The organism is Pseudomonas sp. G34 (genome assembly GCF_031119625.1).
Taxonomy (GTDB): Bacteria; Pseudomonadota; Gammaproteobacteria; order Pseudomonadales; family Pseudomonadaceae; genus Aquipseudomonas.
Genome location: NZ_JAVHZV010000029.1, coordinates 263827 through 290303, shown reverse-complemented (window position 1 = coordinate 290303; position 26477 = coordinate 263827). Strand labels below are relative to the sequence as shown.

Annotated in this window: 28 protein-coding genes; 16 read left to right on the top strand and 12 right to left on the bottom strand. The window is 64.4% G+C overall.

What is annotated here, in order from left to right; genetic code table 11:
* Positions 1-104: 104 nt before the first annotated feature.
* Positions 105-581: a hypothetical protein gene (locus tag QYS36_RS19670; RefSeq protein ID WP_308841059.1), complete on the bottom strand. Its 477-nt coding sequence runs from the start codon at positions 579-581 to the stop codon at positions 105-107.
* 1078 nt (positions 582-1659) lie between these two features.
* Between QYS36_RS19670 and QYS36_RS19665 the strand changes: the two genes are divergently transcribed.
* On the top strand, positions 1660-3009 hold the full coding sequence (locus QYS36_RS19665) for a sigma-54 dependent transcriptional regulator (protein ID WP_308841058.1): 1350 nt from the start codon (positions 1660-1662) through the stop codon (positions 3007-3009).
* Here QYS36_RS19665 and QYS36_RS19660 read toward each other — a convergent pair.
* The 8 genes from QYS36_RS19660 to QYS36_RS19625 all read right to left on the bottom strand — a co-directional run bounded on the left by QYS36_RS19660 (position 3006) and on the right by QYS36_RS19625 (position 9744).
* Entirely contained in the window at positions 3006-4253 is a 1248-nt protein-coding gene (locus tag QYS36_RS19660; protein WP_308841057.1) for a hypothetical protein, read from the bottom strand. The genes QYS36_RS19665 and QYS36_RS19660 overlap by 4 nt on opposite strands.
* Before the next feature lie 32 nt (positions 4254-4285).
* The gene (locus tag QYS36_RS19655; RefSeq protein WP_308841056.1) at positions 4286-5014 is read right to left on the bottom strand and encodes a hypothetical protein; all 729 of its coding nucleotides are present in this window, start codon (positions 5012-5014) and stop codon (positions 4286-4288) included.
* Positions 5015-5031: 17 nt separating this feature from the next.
* Entirely contained in the window at positions 5032-5727 is a 696-nt protein-coding gene (locus QYS36_RS19650; RefSeq protein ID WP_374990475.1) for a C39 family peptidase, read from the bottom strand.
* 57 nt (positions 5728-5784) lie between these two features.
* The gene (locus QYS36_RS19645) at positions 5785-6588 is read right to left on the bottom strand and encodes a heme utilization protein (RefSeq protein WP_308841055.1); all 804 of its coding nucleotides are present in this window, start codon (positions 6586-6588) and stop codon (positions 5785-5787) included.
* Positions 6589-6634: 46 nt separating this feature from the next.
* Positions 6635-7195, bottom strand: a complete 561-nt coding sequence (locus QYS36_RS19640) for an adhesin (RefSeq protein ID WP_308841054.1) — start codon at positions 7193-7195, stop codon at positions 6635-6637.
* A gap of 1 nt (position 7196) precedes the next feature.
* Positions 7197-7616 (bottom strand): hypothetical protein, encoded by a 420-nt coding sequence (locus QYS36_RS19635; RefSeq protein ID WP_308841053.1) that lies wholly within the window; start codon positions 7614-7616, stop codon positions 7197-7199.
* A gap of 280 nt (positions 7617-7896) precedes the next feature.
* Positions 7897-8697 (bottom strand): exodeoxyribonuclease III, encoded by an 801-nt coding sequence (gene xth, locus QYS36_RS19630; protein ID WP_308841052.1) that lies wholly within the window; start codon positions 8695-8697, stop codon positions 7897-7899.
* Positions 8698-8781: 84 nt separating this feature from the next.
* Entirely contained in the window at positions 8782-9744 is a 963-nt protein-coding gene (locus QYS36_RS19625; RefSeq protein ID WP_308841051.1) for a helix-turn-helix domain-containing protein, read from the bottom strand.
* A gap of 190 nt (positions 9745-9934) precedes the next feature.
* Between QYS36_RS19625 and QYS36_RS19620 the strand changes: the two genes are divergently transcribed.
* From QYS36_RS19620 to QYS36_RS19610, 3 genes are all read left to right on the top strand, one after another.
* Positions 9935-11311, top strand: coding sequence for an aspartate aminotransferase family protein (locus QYS36_RS19620; protein ID WP_308841050.1), 1377 nt, complete (start codon positions 9935-9937; stop codon positions 11309-11311).
* Positions 11312-11340: 29 nt separating this feature from the next.
* On the top strand, positions 11341-12795 hold the full coding sequence (locus QYS36_RS19615; RefSeq protein WP_308841049.1) for an aldehyde dehydrogenase family protein: 1455 nt from the start codon (positions 11341-11343) through the stop codon (positions 12793-12795).
* 77 nt (positions 12796-12872) lie between these two features.
* Positions 12873-13436, top strand: coding sequence for a cytochrome b/b6 domain-containing protein (locus QYS36_RS19610; protein WP_308841048.1), 564 nt, complete (start codon positions 12873-12875; stop codon positions 13434-13436).
* Positions 13437-14055: 619 nt separating this feature from the next.
* On the opposite strand, the gene QYS36_RS19605 is transcribed toward QYS36_RS19610, so the two are convergent.
* On the bottom strand, positions 14056-15390 hold the full coding sequence (locus tag QYS36_RS19605; RefSeq protein WP_308841047.1) for a hypothetical protein: 1335 nt from the start codon (positions 15388-15390) through the stop codon (positions 14056-14058).
* Positions 15391-15632: 242 nt separating this feature from the next.
* On the opposite strand from QYS36_RS19605, the gene QYS36_RS19600 reads away from it, so the two are divergent.
* Genes QYS36_RS19600 through QYS36_RS19545 form a run of 12 tightly spaced genes read left to right on the top strand, consistent with a single transcriptional unit; the run spans position 15633 to position 24829 of the window.
* The gene (locus QYS36_RS19600) at positions 15633-16025 is read left to right on the top strand and encodes a DUF6152 family protein (RefSeq protein ID WP_192426156.1); all 393 of its coding nucleotides are present in this window, start codon (positions 15633-15635) and stop codon (positions 16023-16025) included.
* 54 nt (positions 16026-16079) lie between these two features.
* Complete coding sequence (locus QYS36_RS19595) at positions 16080-16835, top strand: hypothetical protein (RefSeq protein ID WP_308841046.1); 756 nt, start codon at positions 16080-16082, stop codon at positions 16833-16835.
* A 38-nt stretch (positions 16836-16873) separates the two neighbouring features.
* A complete protein-coding gene (locus QYS36_RS19590; protein ID WP_308841045.1) occupies positions 16874-18382 on the top strand; it encodes an alpha/beta hydrolase domain-containing protein in 1509 nt (502 codons plus the stop codon).
* A gap of 21 nt (positions 18383-18403) precedes the next feature.
* On the top strand, positions 18404-18892 hold the full coding sequence (locus QYS36_RS19585; protein WP_308841044.1) for a DUF6644 family protein: 489 nt from the start codon (positions 18404-18406) through the stop codon (positions 18890-18892).
* Between the two features lie 27 nt (positions 18893-18919).
* Positions 18920-19408 carry a DUF6644 family protein gene (locus QYS36_RS19580; protein ID WP_308841043.1) on the top strand — a complete coding sequence of 163 codons (489 nt, stop codon included), beginning with the start codon at positions 18920-18922 and terminating at the stop codon, positions 19406-19408.
* Positions 19408-20136, top strand: coding sequence for a DUF6162 family protein (locus tag QYS36_RS19575; RefSeq protein ID WP_308841042.1), 729 nt, complete (start codon positions 19408-19410; stop codon positions 20134-20136). Before QYS36_RS19580 ends, QYS36_RS19575 begins: the two co-directional genes overlap by 1 nt.
* Positions 20133-21065 (top strand): metal ABC transporter solute-binding protein, Zn/Mn family, encoded by a 933-nt coding sequence (locus QYS36_RS19570; protein ID WP_308841041.1) that lies wholly within the window; start codon positions 20133-20135, stop codon positions 21063-21065. The genes QYS36_RS19575 and QYS36_RS19570 overlap by 4 nt, the downstream gene beginning before the upstream one ends.
* Positions 21062-21763, top strand: coding sequence for a metal ABC transporter ATP-binding protein (locus QYS36_RS19565; protein WP_308841040.1), 702 nt, complete (start codon positions 21062-21064; stop codon positions 21761-21763). Before QYS36_RS19570 ends, QYS36_RS19565 begins: the two co-directional genes overlap by 4 nt.
* Positions 21756-22661 carry a metal ABC transporter permease gene (locus QYS36_RS19560; protein ID WP_308841039.1) on the top strand — a complete coding sequence of 302 codons (906 nt, stop codon included), beginning with the start codon at positions 21756-21758 and terminating at the stop codon, positions 22659-22661. Before QYS36_RS19565 ends, QYS36_RS19560 begins: the two co-directional genes overlap by 8 nt.
* Positions 22658-23677, top strand: coding sequence for a metal ABC transporter solute-binding protein, Zn/Mn family (locus QYS36_RS19555; protein ID WP_308841038.1), 1020 nt, complete (start codon positions 22658-22660; stop codon positions 23675-23677). Before QYS36_RS19560 ends, QYS36_RS19555 begins: the two co-directional genes overlap by 4 nt.
* Positions 23674-23997: a hypothetical protein gene (locus QYS36_RS19550; protein ID WP_308841037.1), complete on the top strand. Its 324-nt coding sequence runs from the start codon at positions 23674-23676 to the stop codon at positions 23995-23997. The genes QYS36_RS19555 and QYS36_RS19550 overlap by 4 nt, the downstream gene beginning before the upstream one ends.
* Before the next feature lie 7 nt (positions 23998-24004).
* Entirely contained in the window at positions 24005-24829 is an 825-nt protein-coding gene (locus QYS36_RS19545) for a DUF4198 domain-containing protein (protein WP_230123560.1), read from the top strand.
* An 87-nt stretch (positions 24830-24916) separates the two neighbouring features.
* Here QYS36_RS19545 and QYS36_RS19540 read toward each other — a convergent pair whose 3' ends face one another.
* Positions 24917-25687: an IucA/IucC family C-terminal-domain containing protein gene (locus QYS36_RS19540; RefSeq protein ID WP_308841036.1), complete on the bottom strand. Its 771-nt coding sequence runs from the start codon at positions 25685-25687 to the stop codon at positions 24917-24919.
* A complete protein-coding gene (locus tag QYS36_RS19535; RefSeq protein WP_308841035.1) occupies positions 25684-26475 on the bottom strand; it encodes an ABC transporter ATP-binding protein in 792 nt (263 codons plus the stop codon). The genes QYS36_RS19540 and QYS36_RS19535 overlap by 4 nt, the downstream gene beginning before the upstream one ends.
* Between the last annotated feature and the right edge of the window lie 2 nt (positions 26476-26477).

Genomic DNA, 26477 nt, shown 5'->3' with positions numbered 1-26477 from the left:
ACCCGCCTGCAGGCTTTTCCTCCAAAGATGTCCGGGGTAGTCGGCCACAGGTGCGCCACAGGATCCGCGCGCCCTGTAACGAGCGCCCTTCTCCGTGAAGTGAATTACTTCGAAGCGGAGGTGATCTTCACCGTTTCGGTGGTCACGTCTGGCGATCCATCACGTGCGGGAACGAAGGTTTTTATGACGCGGCCCTTATAAGGCCCTTCGGAGGCGAACCAGCTCTCGATGACAGCCAGATTTTTCCCATTCTTGCTCGATGCGCCGCCGGAGGAAATCTCATTGGTGAACTTGCAGGTATCGAAAGTGCCCAGCGGGGTCGTGATGGTCTCCCTACCGATGTAGGTATGTTTCTCGGTGATCTCGGACTCTGCACCCGGCCCGGCGGTGACGGTCTTGCTGAGATAATTGACCGTGACTGTCTGTCCCGGCTGGAAATCGACCGGTACAGCCGGTGGCGGAATATTGTACGTGGTGACCAGTGAGGGACCGCTGCCGTGTTGGTTGCCATATCTGATGATCTTGCGATCCACCAGATCGACGAAGGAGTAACCGGTGAAGAACGGAGCATTGTCGATCAACGTCGTTTGTGCCTGAACCAGGGGATTGGCATCCGCAAATGACCGACGCTCCAGGGTTTCGGTTGGTGTGGCCTATCACGCCCGGCGCATTACTGACTCGCGCCTGGGTTTCGACTGTACTGCCCTGACGAAAGTCGGCCTCGGCAATGCAGTCACCCGATGACTTGTCACTTGCAACCGATGAACCGGCAAATGCCCCGCTCCACGCAACGACCATCACGGTGGTAACGCGCGTCATTCGTTTAAGGTAACGACGTTGCAAACTGATCTCTCCCATGAGCCGACTCTTGTTGATCTGATGGCAATGAACACCCTTCGCCTGGTACTCGCGGCGCCAATAAACTGGCTGGGGCGGCGTAAAGACAAATCCAAAAAAAGCTATCAGCCGCCCAGGCAGCGCTCAATAGCACATATGTGCTACCGAGCAGGTTACGGGGTCTTTTGAACAACGTGGCTCAGCCCCTGCGCACTGGCTACACGCAATCACTGGCGAAGGCTACTGCTCCCCTCTCCCTCCAATATGTCCAATACCCCGATGGACGCCTTCAGCACTTGCTGCCAGGTAATGCCCTATAGCTGCCCAAACCTGCAGAAAACCCGGAAACAACGGCTGCCTGCTCGCTCCTGCCTGAGCGCGGACTGCATTTGCGCCGGCAAACGCGCCAACTAGGCTGCAGTGAAAAACATGGTTATTGAGAAAAACCACTATTAGCAACAAGCAACTTACCTTATTGATTTTAAATTGGCGCCAAATAATAAACAGATAAGATAACCGATGATTTAAAGGGCGCCTTTAATTATCCAACCCAGGCACGAACATATTCCACGCGTCATAGGCATCGGATAATCTAACTTCATCTGAAAGGGGTATAAATGAGTTGCAAGAACATAAGAAACGGCCCATGTAGGACGTTCAATAAAAACAGCTTTCGGTGTGGCCTGCGCTGCACCGCCAGCGCACACCAGAATCCTTGATGCCTTTCGCCCGCCAAGCCCGTGGCCGCTGGCGGCGCGACGCTGCGATCAGGGGTTGCCAGTGTGAGCATTGCAACACGGCCCATACTGGCAAGGAGTTCGTATGCTGGGTTCGCTGGACTATTCGCACAGGCGCCTGCTGATCGTCGACCCCGTCGACGATTGTGAGCCACTTGCCCAGCAACTGCAGCGTGACCGATGGCGCGTCGAGCGCAGCGACCTCACCAAGCCAATGCAGCCCGGTTACGATGTTTGCATTATTTGCCTGCAGCCCCACCACCTCGGCCAACTTGATCGTATAAAACAGTTGATTCATGACAGCCGCTGCGAATGGATCGCGGTGATGAGTGGCGACCTGCGCCACAATACCGGGCTGGCCAACTTCATCTACGAATGGTTTTTCGACTTCCACACCCTGCCCATCGACATCAGCCGGATGCACTGCACCCTGGGCCGTGCCTTCGGCATGGGTCGTCTGCGCCACCCGGACACCAAGCCGAGCGCCATCGACGATGCGCTGATGGTCGGGCAAAGCCCGTCTACCCAGGCACTCTGCAAACTGATCGGCAAGCTGGCGGCCAGTGATTCGCCCGTGTTGATTACCGGAGAGAGCGGCACCGGCAAGGAAGTCGTGGCGCGCAGCCTGCAGCGCCAGTCGCGGCGCGCCAAGGGCCCCTTCGTGACCATCAACTGCGGGGCGATTTCCGAACATCTGATTCAATCGGAACTGTTCGGCCACGAGAAAGGTGCCTTTACCGGCGCCCACCAACGCAAGATCGGCCGTATCGAATCCGCCGAGGGCGGTACGCTGTTTCTCGACGAGATCGGCGACCTGCCCCTGGAAATGCAGGCCAACCTGCTGCGTTTCATGCAGGAAATGACCTTCGAACGTGTGGGGTCGAGCACCCCCATCAGCGCCAATGTGCGGGTGCTGGCCGCGACCCATATCAACCTGGAAGATGCCATCGAGAAAGGCCGCTTTCGGGAAGATCTCTACTATCGTCTGAACGTGCTGCAGGTGCGCACTACGCCGCTGCGCGAGCGCAAGGAAGACATCACCCTGTTCGCCGAGCACTTCTCGCAGCTGTACGCAGCAGAGATCGGCCGTCGCCCGCGGCGTTTCAGTAGCGAGGCCATCGCCGCCCTGCTCGCTCATCACTGGCCGGGCAACGTGCGTGAGCTGGCCAACCGCGTTCGCCTCGGCCAGGTGCTCGCCGAAGGCCGGCAGATCGAGCAGCATGACATCGGCTTGTCGGCTCCGGCTGCCCCGCCCTGCCGCCCACTCGACGAGTACCTGCTAAAAGCCGAGCGCCAGGCGCTGGAGGACGCCTTGCTGCACTTCGCCCGCAACATGAGCCGTGCGGCGCGCTCGCTCGGTGTGTCACGGCCGACCTTTTACCGGCTGCTGCACAAGCACAACCTGCGCAGCAACCGGCAAGCCGATGCGGATTAAAAGTAGTAGGGAAACTTGATGCTGAAGGTGAAATCCGGCGCATCCGGTGTCAGGCCGATCGACAGGTTGGGCACCACGGTGAGCTTGTCGGTGGCGGCGAAGGTCATGCCGATATTGAAGTAGGCGGTGTTGGCGTCGCTGCCGGAGATGCTCTGCCAACTCTGCCCTTGCGGTTTGATACGGCTCTTCTGGCTGATCAGCTCACTGAACGACATCGACATGCTGGCCCGCTCGTTGAGCGCGAAGGCGACGCCCAGGCCGAACTGGAACCAGTTGCCCAGATCCACCTCGCCCGGCACTTTCACGCCGCGCTGGGGGCTGATGTCAGCGAAGCTGTCTTGCAAATTGTAGGTGTAGGAGAAGTTGCCGAACACCACCGCCGGGTCGAGGGTCTTGACCAGGGCCACGCCGGTGGTGACCGACCACACGCCGTTACCGGTCGGCAGGTCCTCGGGGATGCTCAGGTTGTCGTTGCCGGCCACGGTATCGAGCTTGATGCCGTAAGGCTCGACGCCGGTTGGCGCCTTGACGCGCATGTTCAGCACCACGTCGGGCGATCCTTCGCTCTCGTCGAACAGCTTGTAGGCGAGCCCCACGCTGACATCGCCGAGGCGCGCATCGCCGGTCACGCTGGCCTCGCTGACTGACGTACTCGCCCCGCCGGCACCACCGGACTGGTAGGTGCTCTCGCGGTATATCCACGGTGCGTTGACGTCCAGCTGCCAGCGCTGCGCCCAGTTGTAGCGCCCGGTCAGGTCGAAGGTGAAGGTGTCGGCGTTGATCTGGTCGACGCCGATATTGCCGAGAAAGATCGCATCCAGGGCCAGAAAGCCGTTGAGAAACAGCTGCCGCGAATCGTAATGGCTGTAGGTGATGCCCGGCTCCAGGCTGAAGGTGCCACTGCCGAAAAAGCCGCTGGCCTCCTGGTAGAGGTGCTCGACGCTGGCTGGCGGCGCGGCGTCATCCTTCAAGGCGGTGCCGTACCCGGCGGAGGCGCCGTTGCTGGCTACCTGCTGGTTGCCGCGGCGGGTGAGCGGCGCCGGGCCGCTGCTGGCCTGGGGTGCGCGGCTTTCGACCTGGCGCAGGCGCTGTTCGAGCACCTTGAGGGCATTCTGCTGCGTTTCGTATTGGGCCCTGAGTGCCTGCAGCTCCTGCTGCAGCGCCTCGACCTGGGCCGGATCAGCTGCGAATGCTGCGTTGAAGCCGACACCAAACAGCACGGCGACGCTGATCATCTGGCGCATGGTCGCAATCCTTTGTGCCACCTTGGCACTGCTCAATAGCCATGGGGGCGCAGGGCCCGAAGTTGCTCGATACAGGTGTCCAGGCTGAGGTTGCGCGGGTTGTCACGCAGCGCCACGTTGAGGGTCGCGAGGTTGCGCACCTCGTTCATGGAGCCAGAGATAGTGGCGTGCTGGGCTACCCCGCCGCCGATCTGCTGGCTGCTGAAGCCCTGCCCCTGCCCGGCCTGCAAGGCGATATTGATGCCGCCAGCGCGGCTGCTGACGCTGACCGTGCCGGCGGGGTTGGCGAACGCCTGGCTGCCCGTCCAGGGTTGGCCATCGGTGCTCGCTGTGGCGCTGCCGCCGGTACTGACTTGCACACGCAGGTCATTCAGGCCGCTGTTCAGGTCGCCCGCTGTGCGCACGCTCTGCACGATGCCGTTGACCGAATCCAGGCCGCTGCCTCCGGTGATCACCCCGGTTCCGGCGATGACGTTGCCGCCATTGCCCAGGGAGCTGATCTCGCGAACCTGCAAGGCTGGGTGCACCTGGCCGTTGGCGACGTTCACCGCCACCTCGGCGCCGATCACCTGCCCGGCGCTGTTCTGCCAGGTAGAACTCATCACCACGCCAAAACTGATGATGCGGTCGGGCAATACGTAGCGGCCGCGCAGCTGGGCGAGTTCGTGGTCGGCGACCTCGACAGGCTGGAACGGATTGGCGGCGCTCACGGGCAGGCTTGCGGCAAGGATGCTCGCGGCCAGCCATAGCTTGCTGTTCATGACCCTTCCCCTGGCAGTTAGAAAAAATCACTCTGGATGAAACCGAACTCCATCAGCTCGGCGTCCTTCACCGGGCTGAAGCCATCGATGCGCGTCTTCGCGGTCAGCGGTTCCGGTGGGGTCAGCAGCGCATTGGCGCGGTTGTAGCCTGGGCCGATCAGGGCGAAGACGATGCCATTCCAGCCCCCGGCGAATTCGCTGACGGGCATTTTCTTGTGGCCCAGCACCGGGTCGCCCACGTAGGCGTAGCCGCGGTATATGCGCTGCAGCACCACGAAATGTTTGTAGCCGCGTACGTTGAGCAGCACGATGCTAGGAATTTTCAGGTTCTGCAGTTGTTCGGCATCCACCCGGTAGCCGCGCGCACGCAGGCCCAGGGTGCTGGCGTAATTCTTCATGTCGAGCATGGAAAAGCCTTGGCTGCGCACCTGCTCGGCATCGGCGCTGGCGAGCATGCCGCGGATCACGTCGTCTTCCTGCAGTTGCATGCCATAGGCCTGGTTGAGAATGGTCGCCATGGCGGCAGCACCGCAGCTGAAGTCGGTTTTCTGTTCGACCAGGTTGGCGAAGCGCCGCTCGCGCATGCTCTCGACCTGCACGGTGGCGAGTGCCCCGTTGGGCAACACCGCCATGCGCATCTCGGCAGCGGTAGCGGCCAGGCACAGCATCATGCAGCTCCATCCCAGCAGCTGCCCGGCAAGCGATTTGGCCATGGAGGTTTCCCGATAAAAACGATGCCGGGGGGCCGGCATCGTCGACTTCCTCAGCGCTTAACGGCAGGCATTACAGCCGGCTGCGATGGTCAGGCTGTTGCTCTGCTGGTTGCCACCGCCAGCAGCGATGTTGACCCCGACGTTACCCGACACGCCGCCCAGGGAATTGCTCAGGCTGGCGTTGTTGACGCTTGGAGTCTTGTCCGGCTGTGGCCACCAGGAGCCGCCGGAGCTGCTGGTTTGCAGGGCGAGTGCCGATTCGTCTTCGAACGCGGTGCCCTGGTTGTTATCGGTCACGTTACCGTTGGACGACTGCAGCACGGTGGCCGAGGCATTGGCCAGGTAAGCGGTTTCCGACGAGGCGATGGTGGTGTCGTTCTTCTGCTGGTTGTAGTTGCCCGCCGCCACGTTGACGCCAACGTTGCCAGTCGCGCCGTTGGCGCTGTTGTTGACCGAGGCGTTGTTGGGGTTGCCGTAGTTGCTCAGGTTGTTGGAGTAGGCCTTCTGCTCGACGCCAGTGCTGGCATTGGCGCCGGAGCCGGCAACTGCGACGCCGAACACGAAGGCGGTGTCGGCAGTGGCGATGGCTGCTGCGTTGGCCTGCTGGTTGTTGTCGCCGGCCGCAACGTTGACGCCCACGTTACCCGACGCATTGCGCAGCGAACCGTCGATGCTGGCGTTGTTCTTGGTCTCGTGGTTGGTGACCCGGTTGTTGAAGTTGAGCTGGGTATCGGAGATCTTTGCCGTGGCGCCGCTGGCACCGCTGGACGCGCTGTTGCCTGGCTGGGTAGCGTGGACGGAGGTGGCCAGAACGGCAGCCAGTGCAAATGCCAGAGGGCTAAGCAGTACTGAAGATTTCATGTCGTGTTTCTCCATACGATTAAGTGTTGGCCTTGCTCGAATAGGGTCAATCCACAACCCTGATGCCCAGGTGATTGGCCGTTCGGTTGCCAATCCCGGAACTCTGGTTCAGTTGCACCACGCCACGGCTGCCTGAAAAGGCCTCGTTGCTGATTGCCGCGCGGCGCTCGCCCACGGGTGTCGCTGAAAATGATTCGTCGCGGCGGGTCACGCTCTGCGCCAGCACGTTGTCGTCCAGGCTCTGCGGCGCCGCCAGCAGCGTCACGCTGAGCACGTTGGCCTGCTGGTTGCCGACGCCCGCTGCCTGGGTGACGCCAACCACGCCGTTGCCGCCGCTGAAGGCGTTGCCGTCGATACTGGCCTGGGTGTTACGGGCGGCACTGCCTGCGGGTAGGAGGTCAACGCTCTGACGGACGGTGGCGGCCGAGACCCCTGCCCCGCCCACGCTGATGACCCGCACATTGGCCTGCTGCTGCAGGTCGCCGGCCGCCTGGTTGACGCTGAGGTTGCCCTGATAGCCCGATGCGCTGGCCGCGATACGCGCGATGTCGTCGGCCTGAGCCAGGCTGCTGAGGGCCAGGGTGATGAACAGCGTGCGGGCGTGCATGTCAGCGCTCCCCCAGCATCTGCAGCGGGCGCAGGCCCTGCTGCACGCTGCGGTTGACCTGTGCGGCAACACCGTTGCCGCCGCCTGCGCCGTGGGCCGCCCCGAGCCCCGGTAGCGATTGCTGCAGCGGTGCTTGCAGCTGGTTGCCCAGCGGGCCGCCGAGCAATTGCTGAGGCAATGCCAACCCACTGGAAACGTTGGCGAAGTCGCTATCGCCCAGCTCGGCAGTCGCATCCACCACCGAGCGACCGGGGTTCACCGAGCGCGGATTGGGGTCCGGCACCAGCGCCGCCCGGGTGGCGACGCGTGGCTGCACTTCGCGGCTGATGATCACATCGCCTTCGGCGGCCTGCAGTACGCCAGCCTGCAGGCTGCACACCATGGCCCATGCACAGCAATTGAAGAAAACGAAGCGTTTCATGGCCGACATCCCTTGGTTCGAGCCGCTTGAGCGTTATCGAACCTAGAGCATGCACTGTGCCATCAAACTTTTTTCCAGTTAAAACAGGTAGATAGAATTTTTTTGCGGGTATGGCAGCGGCGTTTTGTAAAGCGGCCGAGACACCCGACCTACCGCTGCGCCGCGCAAATCGCCCCGCAACCCGCGTGGCAGCAAGCGGCGCATGGCCGCCGCTGAGGTGTTAGGGGTTTGAGACAGCATGCCGGGTGAATGCGCTGCATCGCCGCGCAAATGGCAGCGGCTATTTGCGCTTGAGCTTGCGGCTGCTCAGCTGGATCCAGGCCGGGGCATGATCGCTGGGGTGTTCCTCGCCGCGCACCCAGGTGTCCACACCGGCCGCCTGCAGATAAGGCGCCAGCGCCGGGTTGAGCAGCAGGTGGTCGATGCGCAGCCCGGAGTTGCTCTGCCAGTGGCGGCGGAAGTAATCCCAGAAGGTGAACAGCTGTTTGTCCGGGTGCAGCGTGCGCAGCGCATCCACCCAGCCCTGATCGAGCAGACGCTGGAAGCATGCGCGGCTCTCGGGTTGCAGCAAGGCATCCTTGAGCCAGGAGCGGGTGTTGTAGATATCGAAGTCGCTCGGCACCACGTTGAAGTCGCCGGCCAGCACCACCGGGTGTTCGCTGGCCTGCAGCGTCTGCGCATGCTCGATCAGTTGCTCGAACCACCTGAGCTTGTAATCGAATTTCGGGCCGGGCTGCGGGTTGCCATTGGGCAGGTACAGGCAGGCCACCACCACGCCCTGTACCGCCGCTTCTATATAGCGCGCCTGGCTGTCCCATTCGGCACCGGGCAGGCCGCGGCGAATCTCCAGCGGCTGGGTATCGCGGCCAAGAATCGCCACGCCGTTCCACGCCGTCTGCCCCTGATACACCACACCATAGCCGGCCGCCTCGATGTCACTGGCCGGGAACGACTTGTCCGGCGTCTTGAGCTCCTGCAGGCACACCACATCCGGCTGTTCGCGCTGCAGCCAGCTCAGCAGGTTGGGCAGTCGGGCGTTGATGCCATTGATATTGAAGGTGGCGATGCGCAGGCGCTTCATCGGCGGCTCCCGGTACGGTCATGTCCCCGGGTTATGACCGGCTCGAGGGGCTATCGATGCGGGAGAATGATGGGCGGCACCCGCTCAGGCCGGGGCATGGCCAGCAATCGCGGCGCGCGTGGTCTGCGACGGCAGCTCGGCGAACAGCTCGAAGTATTCGGCGGCGAAATGGCTGAGGTGATAGAAGCCCCATTGCGCGGCCGCGTCGCCGATCGGCAGCTGCGCGGCCTGGGTACTCATCAGGGTTCGCCGCACGCCGTTGAGGCGCACCGCGCGCAGGTAGTTGAGCGGCGTGGTGTCGGCGACCGCATGGAAGCTGTTCTGCAAGGTGCGCCGGCTGACCTGCAGGCGCTCGCACAGGTCGATCACGCTGGGCGCACGGGTCATCTGCGCGGCCACCAGGCGGTGGCATTTCTCGACGATAAAGCTGCGTGTCGAGCTCTGCGAGCGTTGCTGCTTGTCGCATGCCGGGTCGCTCATCAGTTGCAGCAGCTCATCGAGCATCGCCTGCTCCAGGGGGCGCTCCCAGGCACCGTCGGGGGCCTCGCTGGTCAAGGCCTGGGCAAACATCGCCAGCAGGCGGCGGCGGGCAGCGGCGAAACGCTTGGGCGGCACGCGGATCACCGGCTGGCGCAGCAGCGCAGCGATGTCCTTCGCCTCGGCCGTGTGCGCCAGGGCCTGCTCGAACAGTTCGCGCTCGAAGGTGACGGACAGCAGCTGCATGCCGGTCGGCATGTGGAACATGAACTCCTCGCCGCCGTTGAGAAAGAACAGGCTGCTGTCGTCCACGTCGCGGCCCTGCATGCGTATCGAGCCCGGCACGTTGATCGGCACGGCGAAACACATGCGCTCACGGGGCGCCACGCCGTTCTGCACCACACGCTGATTGATCTGCTCCAGAAACATGTGGCAATGCTCTGTGGTGAGCTGCATGAGCGAGCTTTCGCTGCAGCCGGCGCTCAGCTGGCTGTAGTCCTGGCTCCACTGCTGAACGGTGGCGGCATGCACGTGGATGTCGCGGAAATGGCTGATGTTGTGGGTTTTCATGGCCTGCAGCGCCCTCGCCAGCCTTATTGTTTTCCGGCTGCGTACGCGCCGGATGGTCGCACATAGCGCCTCGCCCGTGAACGGGCAATGCACCTGCCATGGGCTATCCAAGTGCCAATTTGGGATACCGGCTGCAGGCGCGCAGCGGAGATGATCGGCGTACCTGAACCGATATCCCGTAGAGACCGTCATGAGCGAAGCCAAGTTCGAAGCCCTGCATTTTGCCGATGCCCCGCAAATCCTTTCCAGCAGCCTGCCCGGCCCGAAAACCAGCGAAGCCCTGGCCCTGTCGGCGCGCACCGAGTCGATGGCCCGGGGTGGCGGCCGTATGCCCATCGCCATGGACCGTGCGTTCGGCGCGACCTTCAAGGATCCGGACGGCAACACCTACATCGACCTCTCCGCTGGCGTCGGCGTAAGCAGCGTCGGCCGCTGCCACCCGCAGGTGGTGGCGGCCATTCGCGAGCAGTCCGAAGTGCTGATGCACGCGCTGGAGATCAACAGCACCCGGCGCACCGAGCTGGCCGCCAAGCTCTCCGAGATCGCGCCGCCCGGGTTGCGCGGCGACTGCATCACGTTTTTCACGCAAAGCGGCAGCGACGCCCTCGAAGCCGCGATCAAGTTCGCCAAGCGCATCACCGGCCGCCACCAGATCATCGCCTTCCACGGTGGCTACCACGGCGTCTGGCACGCCTCGGGTGCGCTGACCACCGGCACCGCCTACCGCAAGGGCTTTGGCGCGCAGATGGGCGGCGTGATCCACGCGCCCTACCCCTACGCCTATCGTTTCCCGTTCGACACCACCCACAAGAGCGCCGAGCAGATCGCCGGCGAGTACGTCGACTACCTGCTCAACACGCCCTACACCGGCGCCGATGACGTGGCCGCGGTAATCGTCGAGCCCGTGCAGGGTGAAGGCGGCTACGTGCCGCCGTCGCCCGAATTCCTGCAGCTGCTGCGCGCGGCCTGCGACCGCAGCGGCGCGCTCTTGATCGTCGACGAAGTGCAGGCCGGTGCCGGGCGTACCGGCAAGATGTGGGCCGTCGAGCACTCGGACGTCAAGCCGGACATGCTCACCTTCGGCAAGGGCATCGGCAGCGACCTGCCGATGGCCGGGCTGATCATGCGTTCGGACCTGGCCGCGCAGATTCCTGACGGCTCGATGCCCAACACCTTTGCCGCCAACTCGCTGTCCGCCGCCGTGGCACTGACCAACATCGCCATCATCCAGGACCCGCAGCTCGACCTGCTCAACCGCGCCCATGCACTGGGCCTGGAAGCCCAGGAACGCATCCGCGGCTTCAACAGCCCGCTGGTGGGCGAGGTACGCGGCCGTGGCCTGATGATCGGTATCGAACTGGTCGAGGATCCAGCCACCAAGGAGCCGCTCTCGCGCGACAAGATCGGCCAGCTGATGGGCTACCTGATGAGCCACGGCGTGCTGATGATCCCCTGCGGCCGCTACAGCAACGTGATGCGCGTGATGCCGTCGCTGACCATCTCCCGCGCGCTGTTCTTCAAGGCACTGGACATCTTTGGCGACGCCCTGGCGTCGCTGAAGGCTTGATCGACTCTCCAACTTCCGTGGATACGCACATGACTCAGCACCTGCAACACTTCATCGCCGGCACTGCCGCCGAAGCCTCCGACGGTCGTCGTATCGACCTGATCGATCCGGTAACCGAACAGGTTTACGGCAGCTCCGCCCGCGGCACCACCGAGGACGTCAACCGCGCCGTGGAAGCGGCGCGCAGCCAGCTCGAAGGCGGTGCCTGGAGCCAGCTCGATGGTTCCCAGCGCGCTCGCCTGCTGAACAAGCTGGCCGACCTGGTGGAACGCGACAGCGAATTGCTGGCCGACTTCGACGCCAATGCCATCGGCCGCTCGCCGATGGAGCCACGGCGCATGGACCTGCCCAACGCCATCGCCAACCTGCGTGCCGCTGCCGGCTGGGCCAACCAGCTCGAAGGCCGCACCATTCCCAGCGGCGGCTACTTCGGCACCAAGACCCTGTCGTACACCGTGCGGGAGCCGATCGGCGTAGTCGGCGCCATCGTGCCGTGGAACTCGCCCCTGATGATCACCGTATGGAAGCTCGCCGCCCTGCTGGCCGCCGGCTGCAGCGTGGTGGTCAAGCCTTCCGAAGAAACCCCGCAGTCGGCCCTGCACCTGGCTGCCCTGGCCAAGGAGGCGGGCTTTCCCGATGGCGTGATCAACATCGTTACCGGCTACGGCGCCGAAGTGGGCCGCGCCCTGTGCGAACACCCGGACGTCGCCAAGATCAGCTTCACCGGCAGCCCCGAAGCGGGCCGCGAGATCCAGCGCACCGCCGGCGTGCTGTTCAAGCGCGTGGCCCTGGAGCTGGGCGGCAAGAGCCCGCAGATCGTCTTCGACGACGCCTCCTTCGAGGATGCCCTGTTCGGCTGCTCCCTCGGCCTGTTCGCCAACCAGGGCCAGGTCTGCGCGGCCGGCTCGCGCATCCTGGTGCAACGCGGCGTCGCCGAACGTTTCGCCGCCGCACTGGCCCAGGCGGCCAGTGCGGTGAAGGTTGGCGACCCGCGCCAGCCCGACACCCAGATGGGCCCGGTGGCCAAGAAGGCGCAGTTCGACCGCGTCAACCGTTACATCCAGCTGGGCATCGACCAGGGCGCGACGCTGCTGGCCGGCGGCGTGTCGAACCCCGACAAGGGCTTCTTCGTGCGCCCGACGATTTTCGCCAATGCCCGCAACGACATGGCCATCGCCCGTGACGAGATCTTCGGCCCGGTCGGCACGCTGATCACCTTCGACACTGAAGAAGAAGCCATCGCCCTGGCCAACGATTCCAGCTATGGCCTGGCGGCCACCGTGTGGACCAGCAACCTGGCCCGCGCGCACCGCGTGGCCGCTGCCCTGAAAACCGGCGCGGTGGGCGTCAACTGCTGGAGCCCGCTGGATGCCAACCTGCCCTGGGGCGGCGTGAAGACCAGCGGTATCGGCCGTGAAGGCGGCTTTGGCGGCGCGCTCGCCTACACCGAGGAGAAGGTGGTCACCGTGCTGCTGCCCAACTGAGTGTGTTCCGCGGGGCCGGTAATCCTGCCGGCCGCCCGTGACTTCCGGACCCTGATGACCAATAAGAAGAGACTGCGATGAATACGCTGAGAAAAGAACCAGTCGAGCACTACCCAAGATCCTTGATCGTGCTGCACTGGGTACGTGCGGTGCTGATCATCGGCCTGCTGTGGGCTGGCTGGCACATGACCGGGATGAGCGACGAAGAGGAAAGCAAGTTCGTGCTCTATTACCCCTGGCACAAGTCCTTTGGCGTGCTGGCCTTTCTGGTGGTGCTGATCCAGATCGCCACTCGCCTGAGGACCCCGGTGCTGCCCAAGCCGCCGTTGAGCCTGGCCAGCCACGAGCGTGTGCTCGCGCGGCTGGTGCAGCGCTCCATGTACGTGCTGCTGGTGCTGGTGCCGCTGATGGGCTACTCGATGTCGAGCACCTACACCATGAGCGACGGCGTGTACTTCTTCGGCGTCGACCTGCCGGAGCTGCTGGCCAAGAACGACGACTGGTTCGTGGTCTTCCAGTGGCTGCACAAGGTGCTGGCCTACACCCTGCTCGGCCTGATCGTGGTGCACCTGATCGGCTCGCTGAAGCATCGCTTCTTCGACCAGGACAAGCGCAACGATGTAATGAAACGCATGCTGTAAAGGCCGGTAATCCTACTGAAAAACAAGCGCCACCTCAGGGTGGCGCTTGTTTTTGCGGGCTGAAAACCCTTAGAACCTATTCACGATCTTTATGAGCATGAAGCGGCAGCTACGAGGCAAAAGCGGACATCCAGCGCTTTGGCTTTTTTATGTTTCTCTCGTGCAAAAGTAACTGACGACGCCAATCGCCCCTTCAGGAGGCCGAGTGGAATCGTTGTGGAGAGGGTTGAGCGACATGGATGTCGCGAGAGCCGCGATGGGCCAGGGATGGCCCTTCGCGGCGGGCCCTCGGAACAATGATGGAGCGAGGGAACCCCAGCGAAGCTGGGGCCGTATGTCGGGGCTAGACCTTTTGGTTTCTTTTGGGGCAATGCCAAAAGAAACCCGCTCGTCAGAGCGGAACCGAGCACATAAACAACTCGGTAATGCTGGCGGACTCATGTCGGTACGGGCGGGGACGCCCAGTCCATGCCCGTGATTTTTCGCGGGCATGGCCCGCTCCCACAGATAATCACCAGCCACCCTAACGGGGGCGACTGGCCGCTTCCGCCACTTAGCTGCCAAAGTCGACGAGCCTGTACTGAAAAATCATGAACAGGTTGTTACCGATAGCGTTGAATCAGAACTCCATCCAGACGATGAACTGCAGGTAGGTATTGGTGCCCGGGCCGCTCTGCAGGCCGCCGTTCTCGCGCCATTTGTTCGGCTTGTAGAAGCCCACCAGCGGCGACAGGGTGATGTTGTCGGTCACCATCCAGTCCAGGAACAGATCGACCTCCTGGCCGCTGTAGTCCTGCTCGTCACGCCGCGACAGCTGGTGGAAGTTGAAGTACATGGCGTTGAGGGTCAGCTTGTCGGTCGGCTGCAGCGAGAACTGCACATCGTTGATGCGCATGTTCGAGGTGACCGAGCCCGCGTAGTTCACGCCGACTTCGCCCTGCAGGCGCTTGCGATAGCCGCCCTGGAACAGGAAGTCCCAGCCTTCCGAATAACGCGAGAAGCGGTAACTGACCGCAGGCGTCCAGCGCACGTCGCTGAAGGTGTAGCCGGCATCGAAGAACATCGCCCGCTGCGAGCCCGAGCTTTTTTCCTGGCGCGCCACCTCGAACGCGAAGTCGGCGTCCTCGATACCGGCGCTGCCCTGGCCGCGGATGCTGTAGACATCCATGCCCTCGCGCTCCATGCGATCGGCAAAGGCGTAATGCTCATCGACGTGCAGGCCATGGATGTAGGTCGAGCCGATCGAGCCGAATGCCGTGGTGTAGTCGACGGTGGCCGCGGCGACTTCGGTCTTGGACTGCCCCGGGCTGTCGATCTTCAGCCACATCATGCTGCCGTGCAGGCCTTCCGTACCGCCGAGCTTCAATACCGCCGAATTGCCGAACGCCAGGCGCGGGCCCAGGTAGAACGCGCCACCACGGTCGAAGCGGCCATCGGTGACCCCTTCGATGGGGTTGAAGGCACGCCCGGGCGAGAAGCCGTCATCGGTGATCAGAAAGCCGTCCAGCGTGACGATCTGCCGGCCGAAGGAGAAATCCACACCATCGGTGCCCAGGGCCGGGAACATGTCGCCGGACTTCCAGCCCAGGTAGGCATCCTCCAGCGAGGTTCGGCGTTCTTCGCCATTGGTGAGGCCGCCCGGATCGCCATCCCCGAATGATCCCGAACTGATCATGCTCAGGCCACCGTATAGCGAACCCTCTGCGATCTTGTCGGTGGCGCCGGTCAGGCCGTATTTGATGAAGCCTTCCTGCCAGTGCATTCGCCCGGGCTCGCGCTCGGGATCAACCAGGTAGTTCTCGTTGGCGGTGTACCAGCCGACCCCCGCCCAGATGTTGGCATTCAGCACGGTGGCGCCGTCGTTCTCGTTGTACAGCTCATAGGCCCGGGCCTGGGAGCCGACCGTACAGAGGGCGAGCAGTGACAAGACCGGGGCATAACTGTGGGTGCGCATGACGTCTCTCCTGTTGTTGTTATTGATGAGGCGAGCCGCGAGTGTTTTCCCCGCAACCCCGGCAGCGGTATCCCAAATCAGCAACGAACTACGCTGCGCGCGCACTTTCGCCCTCATCGCGCCAGCGCCTGCGCCAAAAACGACCGCCCCGCCGTCATTCATTGCCATTTTGGGATAAGGCCCAGCAGGCCCCCGGCCCTATGCTCGGCCCATAAGAACAAATAAGAACCGAGGTACCTGTCATGACGCTCATGTCGTTCCCCCCGCTTTTCCGTCAGCGCCGCTGGCTGCTCGCAGCCCTCTTCACCTGCGCCCTCCCCGGCGTGGTCAGCGCCCACCATTCCTTCGCGATTTTCGACCAGACCAAGACGGTCACCATCAAGGGCGTGGTTTCGCGCTTCGCCTGGACCAACCCCCACGTCGCCATCTATGTCGACGCTCCCGGCCCACCTGAGCAGCACTTCAAGATCGAGACCGGCAGCGTCAATGCGCTCAGGCGCATGGGCTGGAAGGCCAACCTGATCAAGGCGGGCGATGAGGCCGAGGTGACCTTCAAGCCCCTGAAGAACGGCGAGCCTGGCGGGCTGCTGGTCGAGATCAAGATTGGCGACACGGTGCTCACCGGTGGCGGCTGACCGCTGCTGCCCTGCACCACCACCGCTCTGAATCCACAGGCTGGAGACATCTGCATGAAACCGACACGACACCTGGCACCGGTAGCGTTGTTCCTGGGCGCCCTTTGCATGGCCCTGGCCGCCACCAGCGGTGCGGCCGAAATCGCTGCGAAAAAGCCCAACATCAGCGGCACCTGGGAGCGCACCCCGGACGACTGGTTCGGCGAAGATCCGGATGACCCGGTGCTGCCTGGCGGCCCCATGCCGCTCAAGGAGCCATACGCCAGCCAGTACACCGAGCTGAAGAAGAGGCAGGCCGAGGCCAACCAGGCTGGCACGCCCCTGGCCACCACCAGCGCCAGGTGTTTGCCGGAGGGCATGCCGACGCTGATGGCGGCGCTGTTTCCGATCCAGATCATTTATGACGACAACAACGTGATCGTGCTTGGCGAATACCTGCAGCAGGTGCGCCGCATCATCCTCAACGAGCCGCTGCCGCCACTGGACGAACTCGACCCGGTTTATCAAGGCCACTCACGCGGCCGCTGGCAGGGCGACACCCTGGTCGTGGAAACCCGCGCCATCCGCACCGACGTGACCTTCTACGACGTGCCGCACAGCGAGAAGGTGAAGATCACCGAGCACATCCGCCTCACCGCGCCCGATCACCTGCAGAACCATGTGGTGATCGAGGATCCGCAGATCCTCACCAAGCCCTACGAATTCACCTTCGAATACAAGCGCTCGGACTACCGCATCGAGGAATACGTCTGCGAGAACAACCAGATCGTCATCGACAGCGAAGGCAAGGCCACCCTTAAAACGGACTGAGTAACAGCCACTGTCGACCATCATCAGGAGAGGATCGGATGCAACGCCCAATAACAATCAGCATCCTGCAACCCGCCATGCACGGCGCCCTGCTGGCGCTGGCCCTGGCCACCAGCGCCCTGGCCGAGGTGCCGCGCCTGCCCACCGCCGTGGCGGTGCCGGACTCCGGCAAGCCGCCGCTGTCCTCGGCGACGTACAGGGGTACCGAGTACGCCGACCTGAACGCGCACGGCTACGTCGAGCAGGAGTTCTACCTGCAAGGCGTTGCGCCGGCGATCACCGCGGCCGGGCAAACCCTGCTCGAAGCGCCCTATACCACCCGCATGCTGGTGCGCAAACCCGCCGACCCGGCGCGTTTCAACGGCACGGTGATCATCGAGCCGTTCAGCTGGTTCGGCGAGCGCGCCGCGGGCTGGATTCTCACCCGCGACTACCTGCTGCGCCATGGCTATGCCTATGTCGGTTACACGCTGAACATCAACCAACCCGCGGTCGATCCCAAGTTCAGCGCCGCTGACCCGGCCGTCGAGGCCGATGGCATCGCCCAGTACGGCAAGATCGTCAACTTCGACTTCATGCGCCGCTTCGACTACGCCCGCTACGCGCCTCTGGGCAGCTATTACGATGCCAGGCAGTTCACCCGCGGCGACGCGCCGGATCCCTTCGTGCCGCAATCCCAGGGCATCGGCGCGCAACTGGCGCTGCTGCTCAAGAGCCACACGCCAAAAGGCCCGCTGGCCGGGCTCGAGGTCAAGCGCGTGTACGTCAACAGCTGGGCAGTGACCGCCCAGGTGTGGATGGACTACCTCGACCAGGGGCGCCACCAGCAGTGGCGCATGCCGGACGGCAAACCACTGGTCGACGCCTACATGACCGGCCGCATGGCCTACGGCGAAGTCGGCGGCGATGTCATCCGCGTGCCGCGCAAGATGCCGGGCGACGCGCCTTTCGTGACCGTCTACAGCCAGTCCGAGCTGATGCACGACGTGCTCGAAGGCATCGCCCTGCCCGCCGATACCGACACACCCAAGCTTCGTTACTACGAAGTGACCGGCATGCCGCACCTGCGCCTGGCCGATCTCGGCACCCAGCACAGCGAACGCCTCGCCGCCGATGTCGGCAAGGGCAACGACCCGCGCTGCCTGACGCTCTACGACGAGCCGGCGGAGCTGGTCATCGCGGCGCTGCTCGACGGCATGGACCGCTGGGTTCGTGACGGCAAGCCGATGCCCAAGGCCCCGCGCGTGCCACGCCAGGGCAATAGCGCGGTGCGCGACGCCGCTACCGGCAACCTGCTAGGCGGCGTACGGCCGCCGTGGATCCAGGCGCCCAGCGCCACCTACCTCACCGACCAGGAAACCGCTTGCGGGCTGATTTACGACACCAAGGTGGCGTATTCGCGGCAAGCGCTGCGCAAGCGCTACGGCAGCTACGCGCAGTACCAGAAGGCCTTCGAAGATGCCAAGGCGCGCTCGGTGCGCGAAGGCTACCTGCTGCCCGAGGACGCCAAGGGCCTGCAACCGATCGCCAAACCCCACGACTTCTAACCCGCATCAGGGAGACAACCGATGTCAGCGGAATTCATTGCCTGGCTCTACGCGTCATCGCTGAGCACCTCCATCCGGGACATGCTCTGGGTGGTGCCCACCGTGCAGAGCATCCACATCGTCGCCATCGCCGCGATCTTCGGCTCCGCGGTGATCTCCGACCTGCGCCTGGCCGGCGTACTGGCCGTCGATCGCCCGGCCCGCGAGGTGATAGCCCGCTACTACCCGTGGATGCGCAACGCCCTGCTGGTGCTGCTGGCCACCGGCCTGATCATGATCATCGGCGAGCCGGACCGGGTACTGGTCAACTCCACCTTCTGGCTGAAGATGGCCCTGGTGATCGGCGCCTTCGCGGTGGCCTGGAGCATCCGCCGACCGCTGCTCAAGCCGGCTCCCGGCGGGCCGCAAAGCGATGCCATTCACCCTGGCATCAAGGTGCTGGCCTGGCTGTCGATCGCGCTGTGGTGCGTGGTGATCTTCTGCGGTCGCTGGATCGCCTACTCGATCTAATTCATCCAACGCTCTCAGGTAGCCGTCATGGACATTCAATCACTGCTGCAAACCCTGCAGGACACCGCGATCGCCACGCTGATCCGCGAGTCCGACACCTGCTTTCCGGCCCTGGAGTCGCTGCATGTCATCGGCATCGCCCTGGTGCTGGGCACCATCGTGGTGGTCGACCTGCGCCTGCTCGGCATCGCCGCGCACCGCCCAGGCGCGCTGCGGCTGATCAAGGAAATGCTGCCCTTTACCTGGGCCGCCTTCGTGACGTGCGTGGTGACCGGCGTGCTGATGTTCATGGCCAACGCCACCACCTACGCCGAGAACCCCATGTTCCTCTGCAAGATGGGCCTGCTGGGCCTGGCCGGCCTGAACATGGCGATCTTTCACCTCGGCGCGTTTCGCCGCATCCATGAGTGGGACACCGACCTGCCACCGCCGACCCAGGCGCGAATCGCCGGGTTCAGTTCGCTGGCATTGTGGACCGGGGTGATCTTTCTCGGCCGCTGGATCGCGTTCGTCTGATGGCCAGCCTACCGCTGAACGACCGCGATGCCGCGCCGCCCGCGGGCCGGGTCGTGAACCCCGCCTCCGGGCGCTGGGAGTCGCTGGCCATGGTGCTGCTGACCCTCGGGGTGATCGCTTGCGTAGCCGGTTACCTGCTGCTGCGCCCGCGGGAGGTTGGCCCACCCGCGGCATTGAGCTGGCAGGTGCGCTCGTTCGACGGTTTGAATGCGGTCGACCAGGCGATTCACAGCGCGCTGCTGCCGGCGGGTGAGGAAATCATCTGGAACAACAACGACACCGGCGGCTGGATCACCCTGGAGCACGCCCAGAAGATCGTCCTGCCACCCTTCTATCGTGACGCGTTCTGGAAGGGCAACGGCGAGGTGCACTGGCAACTGATTCTACCGGGCAGCCACCAGGCCCATGCGCGCACCCCTGACGGTGAAGCCGCCAGTTCGGCGCAGAGCCCCAGCCAGGTTTCCCAGGCCACCCAGGGCCAGGGCGCCGCCGTTTACTACGGCTCGGGGGGGCACCTGCCGGGGCAGAGCGCTTACCTGCTGGTGATCGGCCATGCCCACGCTGGAGTGATGTGGGCCAACCAGGCAACCATCTGGGTGCACCCGGACCCGAACGCGCCCTACCCCGGCATCGTCAAGCCGGAATCGCTGGTCAGCAAGGGCTGGCGGCAGGTCATCGCCTACGACGGCAACAGTGAAATCGAACGTGTGAAAGGAACCCAGCCATGATTACCTGCCCAACACGTCGGCCACGGCTGCGCGCCTGCCTCGCCCTGCTGGTGCTGCTCCCCGCACTGGCCCTGGCCGGCCATGCGCAGGCGGCCGCGAAGAAACTCAAGATCGGCGTGACGCTGCACCCCTACTACAGTTTCGTCGCCAATATCGTCGGCGACCGCGCCGAGGTGGTGGCGCTGATTCCGGGTGCAGCCAACCCGCACAACTATCAGCCGCAGCCTGCCGACATCACCCGCGCGATGACCCTCGATGCCCTGGTGGTCAACGGCATCGGCCACGACGAGTGGGCCGGGGCCATCGTCAAGGCGGCCGGGCGCAGCGCGAACCTGCCGATCATCCAGGCCAATGCCTCGGTCGCGCTGATCCCGGTTGGCGGCGACCAGAGCGGCGCCAAGGTGGTCAACCCACATACCTTCGTTTCTACCACGGCGGCGATCCAGCAGGTGTTCGAAATCGCCCGCCGCCTTGGCGAGCTGGACCCGGACAACGCCGCCCTCTACCGGCGCAACGCCATGGCCTACGCCGGGCGCATTCGCGCGCTGCGTGCCCAGTTCATGAGCCGCTTTGCCGGGCTGGACCTGTCCACCTTCCGCTGCGCCACCACCCACGCCGGCTACGACTACCTGATGCAGGAGTTCGGCCTGTTCGTCAGTGCAGTGATCGAACCCCGCCACGGCGTAGCACCGACCGCGCGGCAGCTGGCCAACACCATCGAAGCCATCAAGAAGGCCCAGGTGCGGGTACTGTTCGCCGAGAAGACCTTTTCCCTCGACCTGGCCAAGCCCATCGAGGCGGCCACCGGGGTGAAGGTATTCGCCCTGTCCCACATCACCGGCGGCACCTACAGCGCCGACGAGTTCGAAGTCGCCATGCGCGAAAACCTGGAAACCCTGGCCGAAGCCGTCGAGTACACCCAGCAATGAGCAAGCAAAACAGCCTGCGCGGCCCCGCCCTGGTGTTCGCGAACGTATCCCTGAAGTTGGGCGGCAGCCATGTGCTGGACGCGGTGAACTTCCAGGTCGAGGCCGGTGCGCTGCATTGCCTGGTCGGCCCCAATGGCGGCGGCAAGACCTCACTGGTGCGTGCGCTGCTGGGGCAGATGCCGCATACCGGCAGCATCCGCATCGATGGCGAGCCCAGCCACCCGGTGGGCTATGTGCCGCAACTGGCGGACTTCGACCGCAACGTACCGATGACCGTCTATGACGTGATGGCCTTGCTCGGCCAGCGCCGGCCAGCCTTTCTGGGCTCCAGCCGGGCGGCCAGGGCGGCCAATGCCGAGGCGCTGCAGCGTACCGGCGTGGCCGGCATGGGCCATAAGGCGTTTGGTAGTCTGTCTGGCGGCCAGCGCCAGCGCGTGCTGCTGGCCCAGGCCATCACGCCGTTGCCGCGCCTGCTGATTCTCGATGAACCCACCGCCGGGATCGACAAGCCAGGGCTGCAGTTGGTGGAGAACCTGGTGCAGGAACTGCACGCCAGCGGCGTCACCATCGTGTGGATCAACCACGACCTCGAACAGGTGCGGCGTATCGCCCAGTCGGTGACCGTGCTCAACCAGCGCGTGCTGTTCCACGGTGCCGCCCAGAAGCTGCCGACCAGTTGGAGCGACGCTGATGAGTGATCTGTACAGCTGGATACGCGACCACCTGCAGGCGCTGGCCGCCAGCCAGGTGCTGCCGCAGCCGTTCGAATACGAGTTCGTCATCAATGCCCTGCTCTGCGCCTTGCTGATCGGCCCGCTGCTCGGCGTGCTGGGCTCCATGGTGATGATCAAGCGCATGGCGTTCTTCAGCCAGTCGGTCGGCAATGCCGCGATGACCGGCGTGGCCATCGGCGTGCTGGTCGGCGAGTCCTACACCTCGCCGTACCTGTCGATGTTCGGTTTCTGCCTGCTGTTCGCCCTGACGCTCAAGTACACCCAGCACCGCACCACGCTGGCCAACGACACGCTGATCGGCGTGTTCCTGTCGATTTCCCTGGCGGTCGGTGCCTCGCTGCTGCTGTTCGTGTCGGCGAAGATCAATACCCACGTGATGGAGAGCGTGCTGTTCGGCTCGATTCTGGCGGTCGACCACACCGACATGAACGTACTGCTGGGCGTTACCCTGGTATGCGCGCTCATCGGCCTGCCACTGTACAACGCGATGCTGCTGGCCAGCCTCAACCCCAGCCTGGCCCATGCGCGCGGCGTGCCGGTGCGGGTGGTCGAATACCTGTTCGTGGTGCTGGTCACCCTGGTAACGGTGGCCTGCCTGAAAATCATCGGCGCCGTGCTGGTCGAAGCCCTGCTGCTCATCCCGGCCGCAGCCGCACGCAACATCAGCCGCTCCTTGCCGGTGCTGGTCACCCTCGCCGCGTTGATCGCCACCTTCTCCTGCGTGGTCGGCATCCTGGTGCCCATGCAGTTCTACATCCCGGTGCCCACCGGCGGCGCGATCGTGATCGTCGCCGCCCTGGTGTTCGTGCTGACCACCATCATCCGCGCCAGTACCGCCCGTTTCAGGGGAGCCAGCGTATGAGCCTGACCGTGTTTTCAGTGCGCCCCCGCGCAGTGCGCTGGCTGTTTCTGGCCCTACTGCTGGGCGCGTCAACAGCCGTGTTCGCGGGCAGCGCACCGCCACGGGTACTGGTTGCCCTGCCGGCCCTGCATGCACTCACCGCGAGCCTTTGCCAGGGCACCCGCATCACCGCCGTGCGCATCCCGGCAGACGCCGCGGTGCCCATGCAAAGCCAGGCCAGTGCCCTGGCGCGCCTGGATCCTGGCGTGTTCCAGCAGGCCGATGCGGTAATCACCCTGAGCAGCCTGTGGCACTCCGACCCCCTGTTCGCCAGCGCGCGCCGGCACAACCTGCGCATCGTCGAGATCGACGCATCGCGCTCCTGGGATCCGGTCAAGCCGGGTGTGGCGGTAACCCAAGCCCCGGCCAACGACGTGCCGTGGGCTGCAGCTGACGATCAGCACAGCGCGGGGCCATCGCCCTATGCCTGGCTCGGCCCGGTCAACGCGATGCGCATGTCGGCAATCATCGCCGCCGACCTGGCACGCCTTTCCCCCGAGGATGCGCCGCGAATCGCCCATAACCTCAGTGCGCTGGAAAACCGCTTACGCCAGCTCAAGGCCGACTACGGCCCGCGCCTGGCGCAGATCCCGGACCTGCGGGTGCTGTCGCTGGCGGACGAGTTCATCTACCTGTTCGGCGAGTTCGATATCTTCGTCGACGGCTGGTTCGTGCGCCAGGACATCGACTGGAGCCAGGCCGACCGTGAGGCCCTGAGCCGTTACCTGCGCGAGCACGACATCAAGGTGGTGGTGCACAAATGGCCGCCGGACGCTGCCATCACCCAGGCCATCGAAGCCGGCGGCGCACGCCTGCTGCTTCTCGATGCCGGCAACCCGGGCATTCTCGCCGACCCGAGCAAAGCCTACGACGAGCTGGTGCGCGCCGACCTGGATGCCGTGCTGGCGGCGTTCGCCCCGCCGAGCCAGGCCGCGCACTCTGTCACCAACCCTGACCCTGGAGCCCCACAGCCATGAAACGCTTCTGTTCCGTTGTTCGAACCGCGGTGCTGGGCACGCTCGTGCTCAGCCAGGCCGCACTTGCCCACGGCCCGGTATTCGACTGCTACATCGAGCAGGACGACGCGGTGAAATGCGAAGCGGGCTTCACCGACGGCAGCTCGGCGGCCGGTCGCAAGGTGCATGTACAGGACGCCAGCGGCAAGGTGCTGCTCGACGGCAGCATCGGTGCGGACGGTACCTACGGCTTCAAGCCACCCGCTGCTGACTACAGCGTGGTGTTTCTCGGCGGTGACGGTCACGCCGTCACCATCCAGTCTTCCGATATCACGAGGTAGTAACGCCATGATCCTTGCACACCGACTGCTCCAGACACTGACCTGCGCCGCCCTGGCCAGCGCCACCAGCTTTGCCCACGCGCATTTTCAACTGCTTTACGTGGACGACACCGCGATGCAGAAGGCCCATGAACTGGAGGTCGCGGCGGTGTTCACCCACCCGTTCGACGGCGGCCCGACCATGGCCATGGGCAAGCCTCTGGCGTTCAGCCATATCAATTCCCATAACGGCGAGAAAACCGACCTGCTGCACTACCTGCGCCCCGTTGAATGGCAAAGCCAGGAAAACCGTGCAGGCGCCTTCCGCGCCACCCTCCCCAAGGAAATGATGCGCGCCCTGGGTGATCATATTTTCGTCCTGGAGCCCGAGCCCTATCTGGAGGCCGAGGAAGATCTGTACATCCAGCAGTTCACCAAGCTGATCGTCAACGTCGGTGGTGTACCCGGCCAGTGGGCAGACGCCCAGGATCTGCCGGTCGATATCAAGCCGCTCAGCAAGCCCTATGCGAACTGGACCGGCGGCGTGTTCCGCGCTCAGGTGCTGGCCGACGGCAAACCCGTCCCCTACGCGCAGATCGAGGTCGAGTACCTCAACCATGGCGTCGAGCTCGACAGGAACGCCTTCAACCCGAAGGGCGAAGTCACCTCGCCGCAACCCGCCTTCAATACCCTGAGTACCTATTCGGATGCCGAAGGCGTGGTGACCATCGGCCTGCCCCGCGCCGGCTGGTGGGGCATCGCCGCACTCGATATCGGCAGCACCAAGACCTACAAGGGCAAGGCGCTGTCCCAGGACGCCGTGCTGTGGATACAGGCCCGCGACATGCAGTGACCGCCAGGCCAAGACGTGCTGGTGCTACACCGGCAATTCACCACGGCGCATATCGATCCGTGCGTGCCAACGTATTGGCCTCTGGCGTCAGCGCGGGGCCTTGGGGCGGATCAACGGGCAGGTGGAGCAGTATTCCACCGGGTCGCTGGCCTGGTAGTAGAAGCAGCAGGTGCGGCGGAAACGCACCGCGCGGGCGCCGTCATCGACAGGCGTCAGTGGCCGGTTGAAGTGCTGCAGCGGGTTGTAGTCGAGGCCGAACAGGCTTGCGGGCGCCTCGGTGGTCAGCCAGCGAAAGTCCTCGGCGCAGCGTTGGCGCGTCACGGCGCATTCGAGCTTGGCCAGGCGCCGCTCGTACAGCGAGTAGACGCGCACCGCGGTGTTTTCCCAGAGGATGCGTCGCGACACGCCGGTGAGCCGGTAGAAACTCTCCCACAGCGGCTGCAGCAAGCCGGCGAACAGCTGACCGGCCAGCGCCGCGCGCCAGGCCTCACGCGCGCCGGGTTGCGGCTGGCTGACGGCCAGGCTGCGCAGCGGCAGCGCCGAGGTCCACAGGCCATCGTCGTGGCCGTACTCGATAAAGGTGTTGTCCAGCGACAGCTGCAATCCCTTGTCGTAGGCGGACATCGCGTACAGGCAGGCGCCGGTGAGCAGAAAAGACTGACGCTTGCCCAGCAGCGAGGCGGTGATGCGCCGCGACGGCGAGAGAATCACCGGGCCAAGCTGATCCAGCAGCCTGGTGCAGGTGGCGGCGTCGAGCAGTTCGGCGGCCGGCAGGCTGCGCTCAATATCCCGTTCGCTTGCGCGGCGCAGGCGCAGCGCGCTGGAAAGGCTGGCCCACTCGGCGGCGCTGAAGCTCATCGTGGAATGTCCCGGCCAAAGGGAATGCACAGCGGCGTGTGGAAGAACGGGTCGGGGATGATCCGGCAATCCAGGTCGAACACCGTCTTGACCAGTTCTTCGCTGAGGATGTCCGCCGGCTTGCCCTGGGCATAGGCGGTGCGCTGGTGCACGGCGACCATGTGATCGGCATAGCGACAGGCCAGGTTGAGGTCGTGCAGGACCATGACGATGGTCTTGCCCTCCTGGCGATTGAGCTCGCGCAACAGGTCGAGCACCTCGATCTGGTGGGCCAGGTCGAGAAAGGTGGTCGGCTCGTCGAGCAACAACAAGGGCGTTTGCTGGGCCAGGGTCATGGCGATCCAGGCGCGCTGCCGCTGGCCGCCGGAGAGCGCGTCGACCGGCCGCTCGGCCAGCTCATCGAGGCCGGTGCGGGTCAGCGCACGGGCCACCACCGCTTCGTCCTCGGCCGACCACTGCTGCATCCAGCTCTGGTACGGGTAGCGCCCCAGCGCGACCAGCTGGCGCACGCTGATGCCCTCCGGCGCTACCGGCATCTGCGGCAGGATCGCCAGCTCCCGCGCCACCGCGGCAGTGGGTTTGCGCTGGATGTCGGCGCCATTGAGGATCACCGTGCCGGCCTGGGGCTTGAGCAACCGCGCGAAGGCTTTCAGCAGCGTGCTCTTGCCACAGCCGTTACTGCCGATCAGCACCGAGACCCGGCCGCGCGGCAGCTCCAGGTCGAGGTTGTCGATGATGGTCTGGCGCTGGTAGGCCAGGGTCAGGTTGCGGCTGGCGATGGCGGTCATGT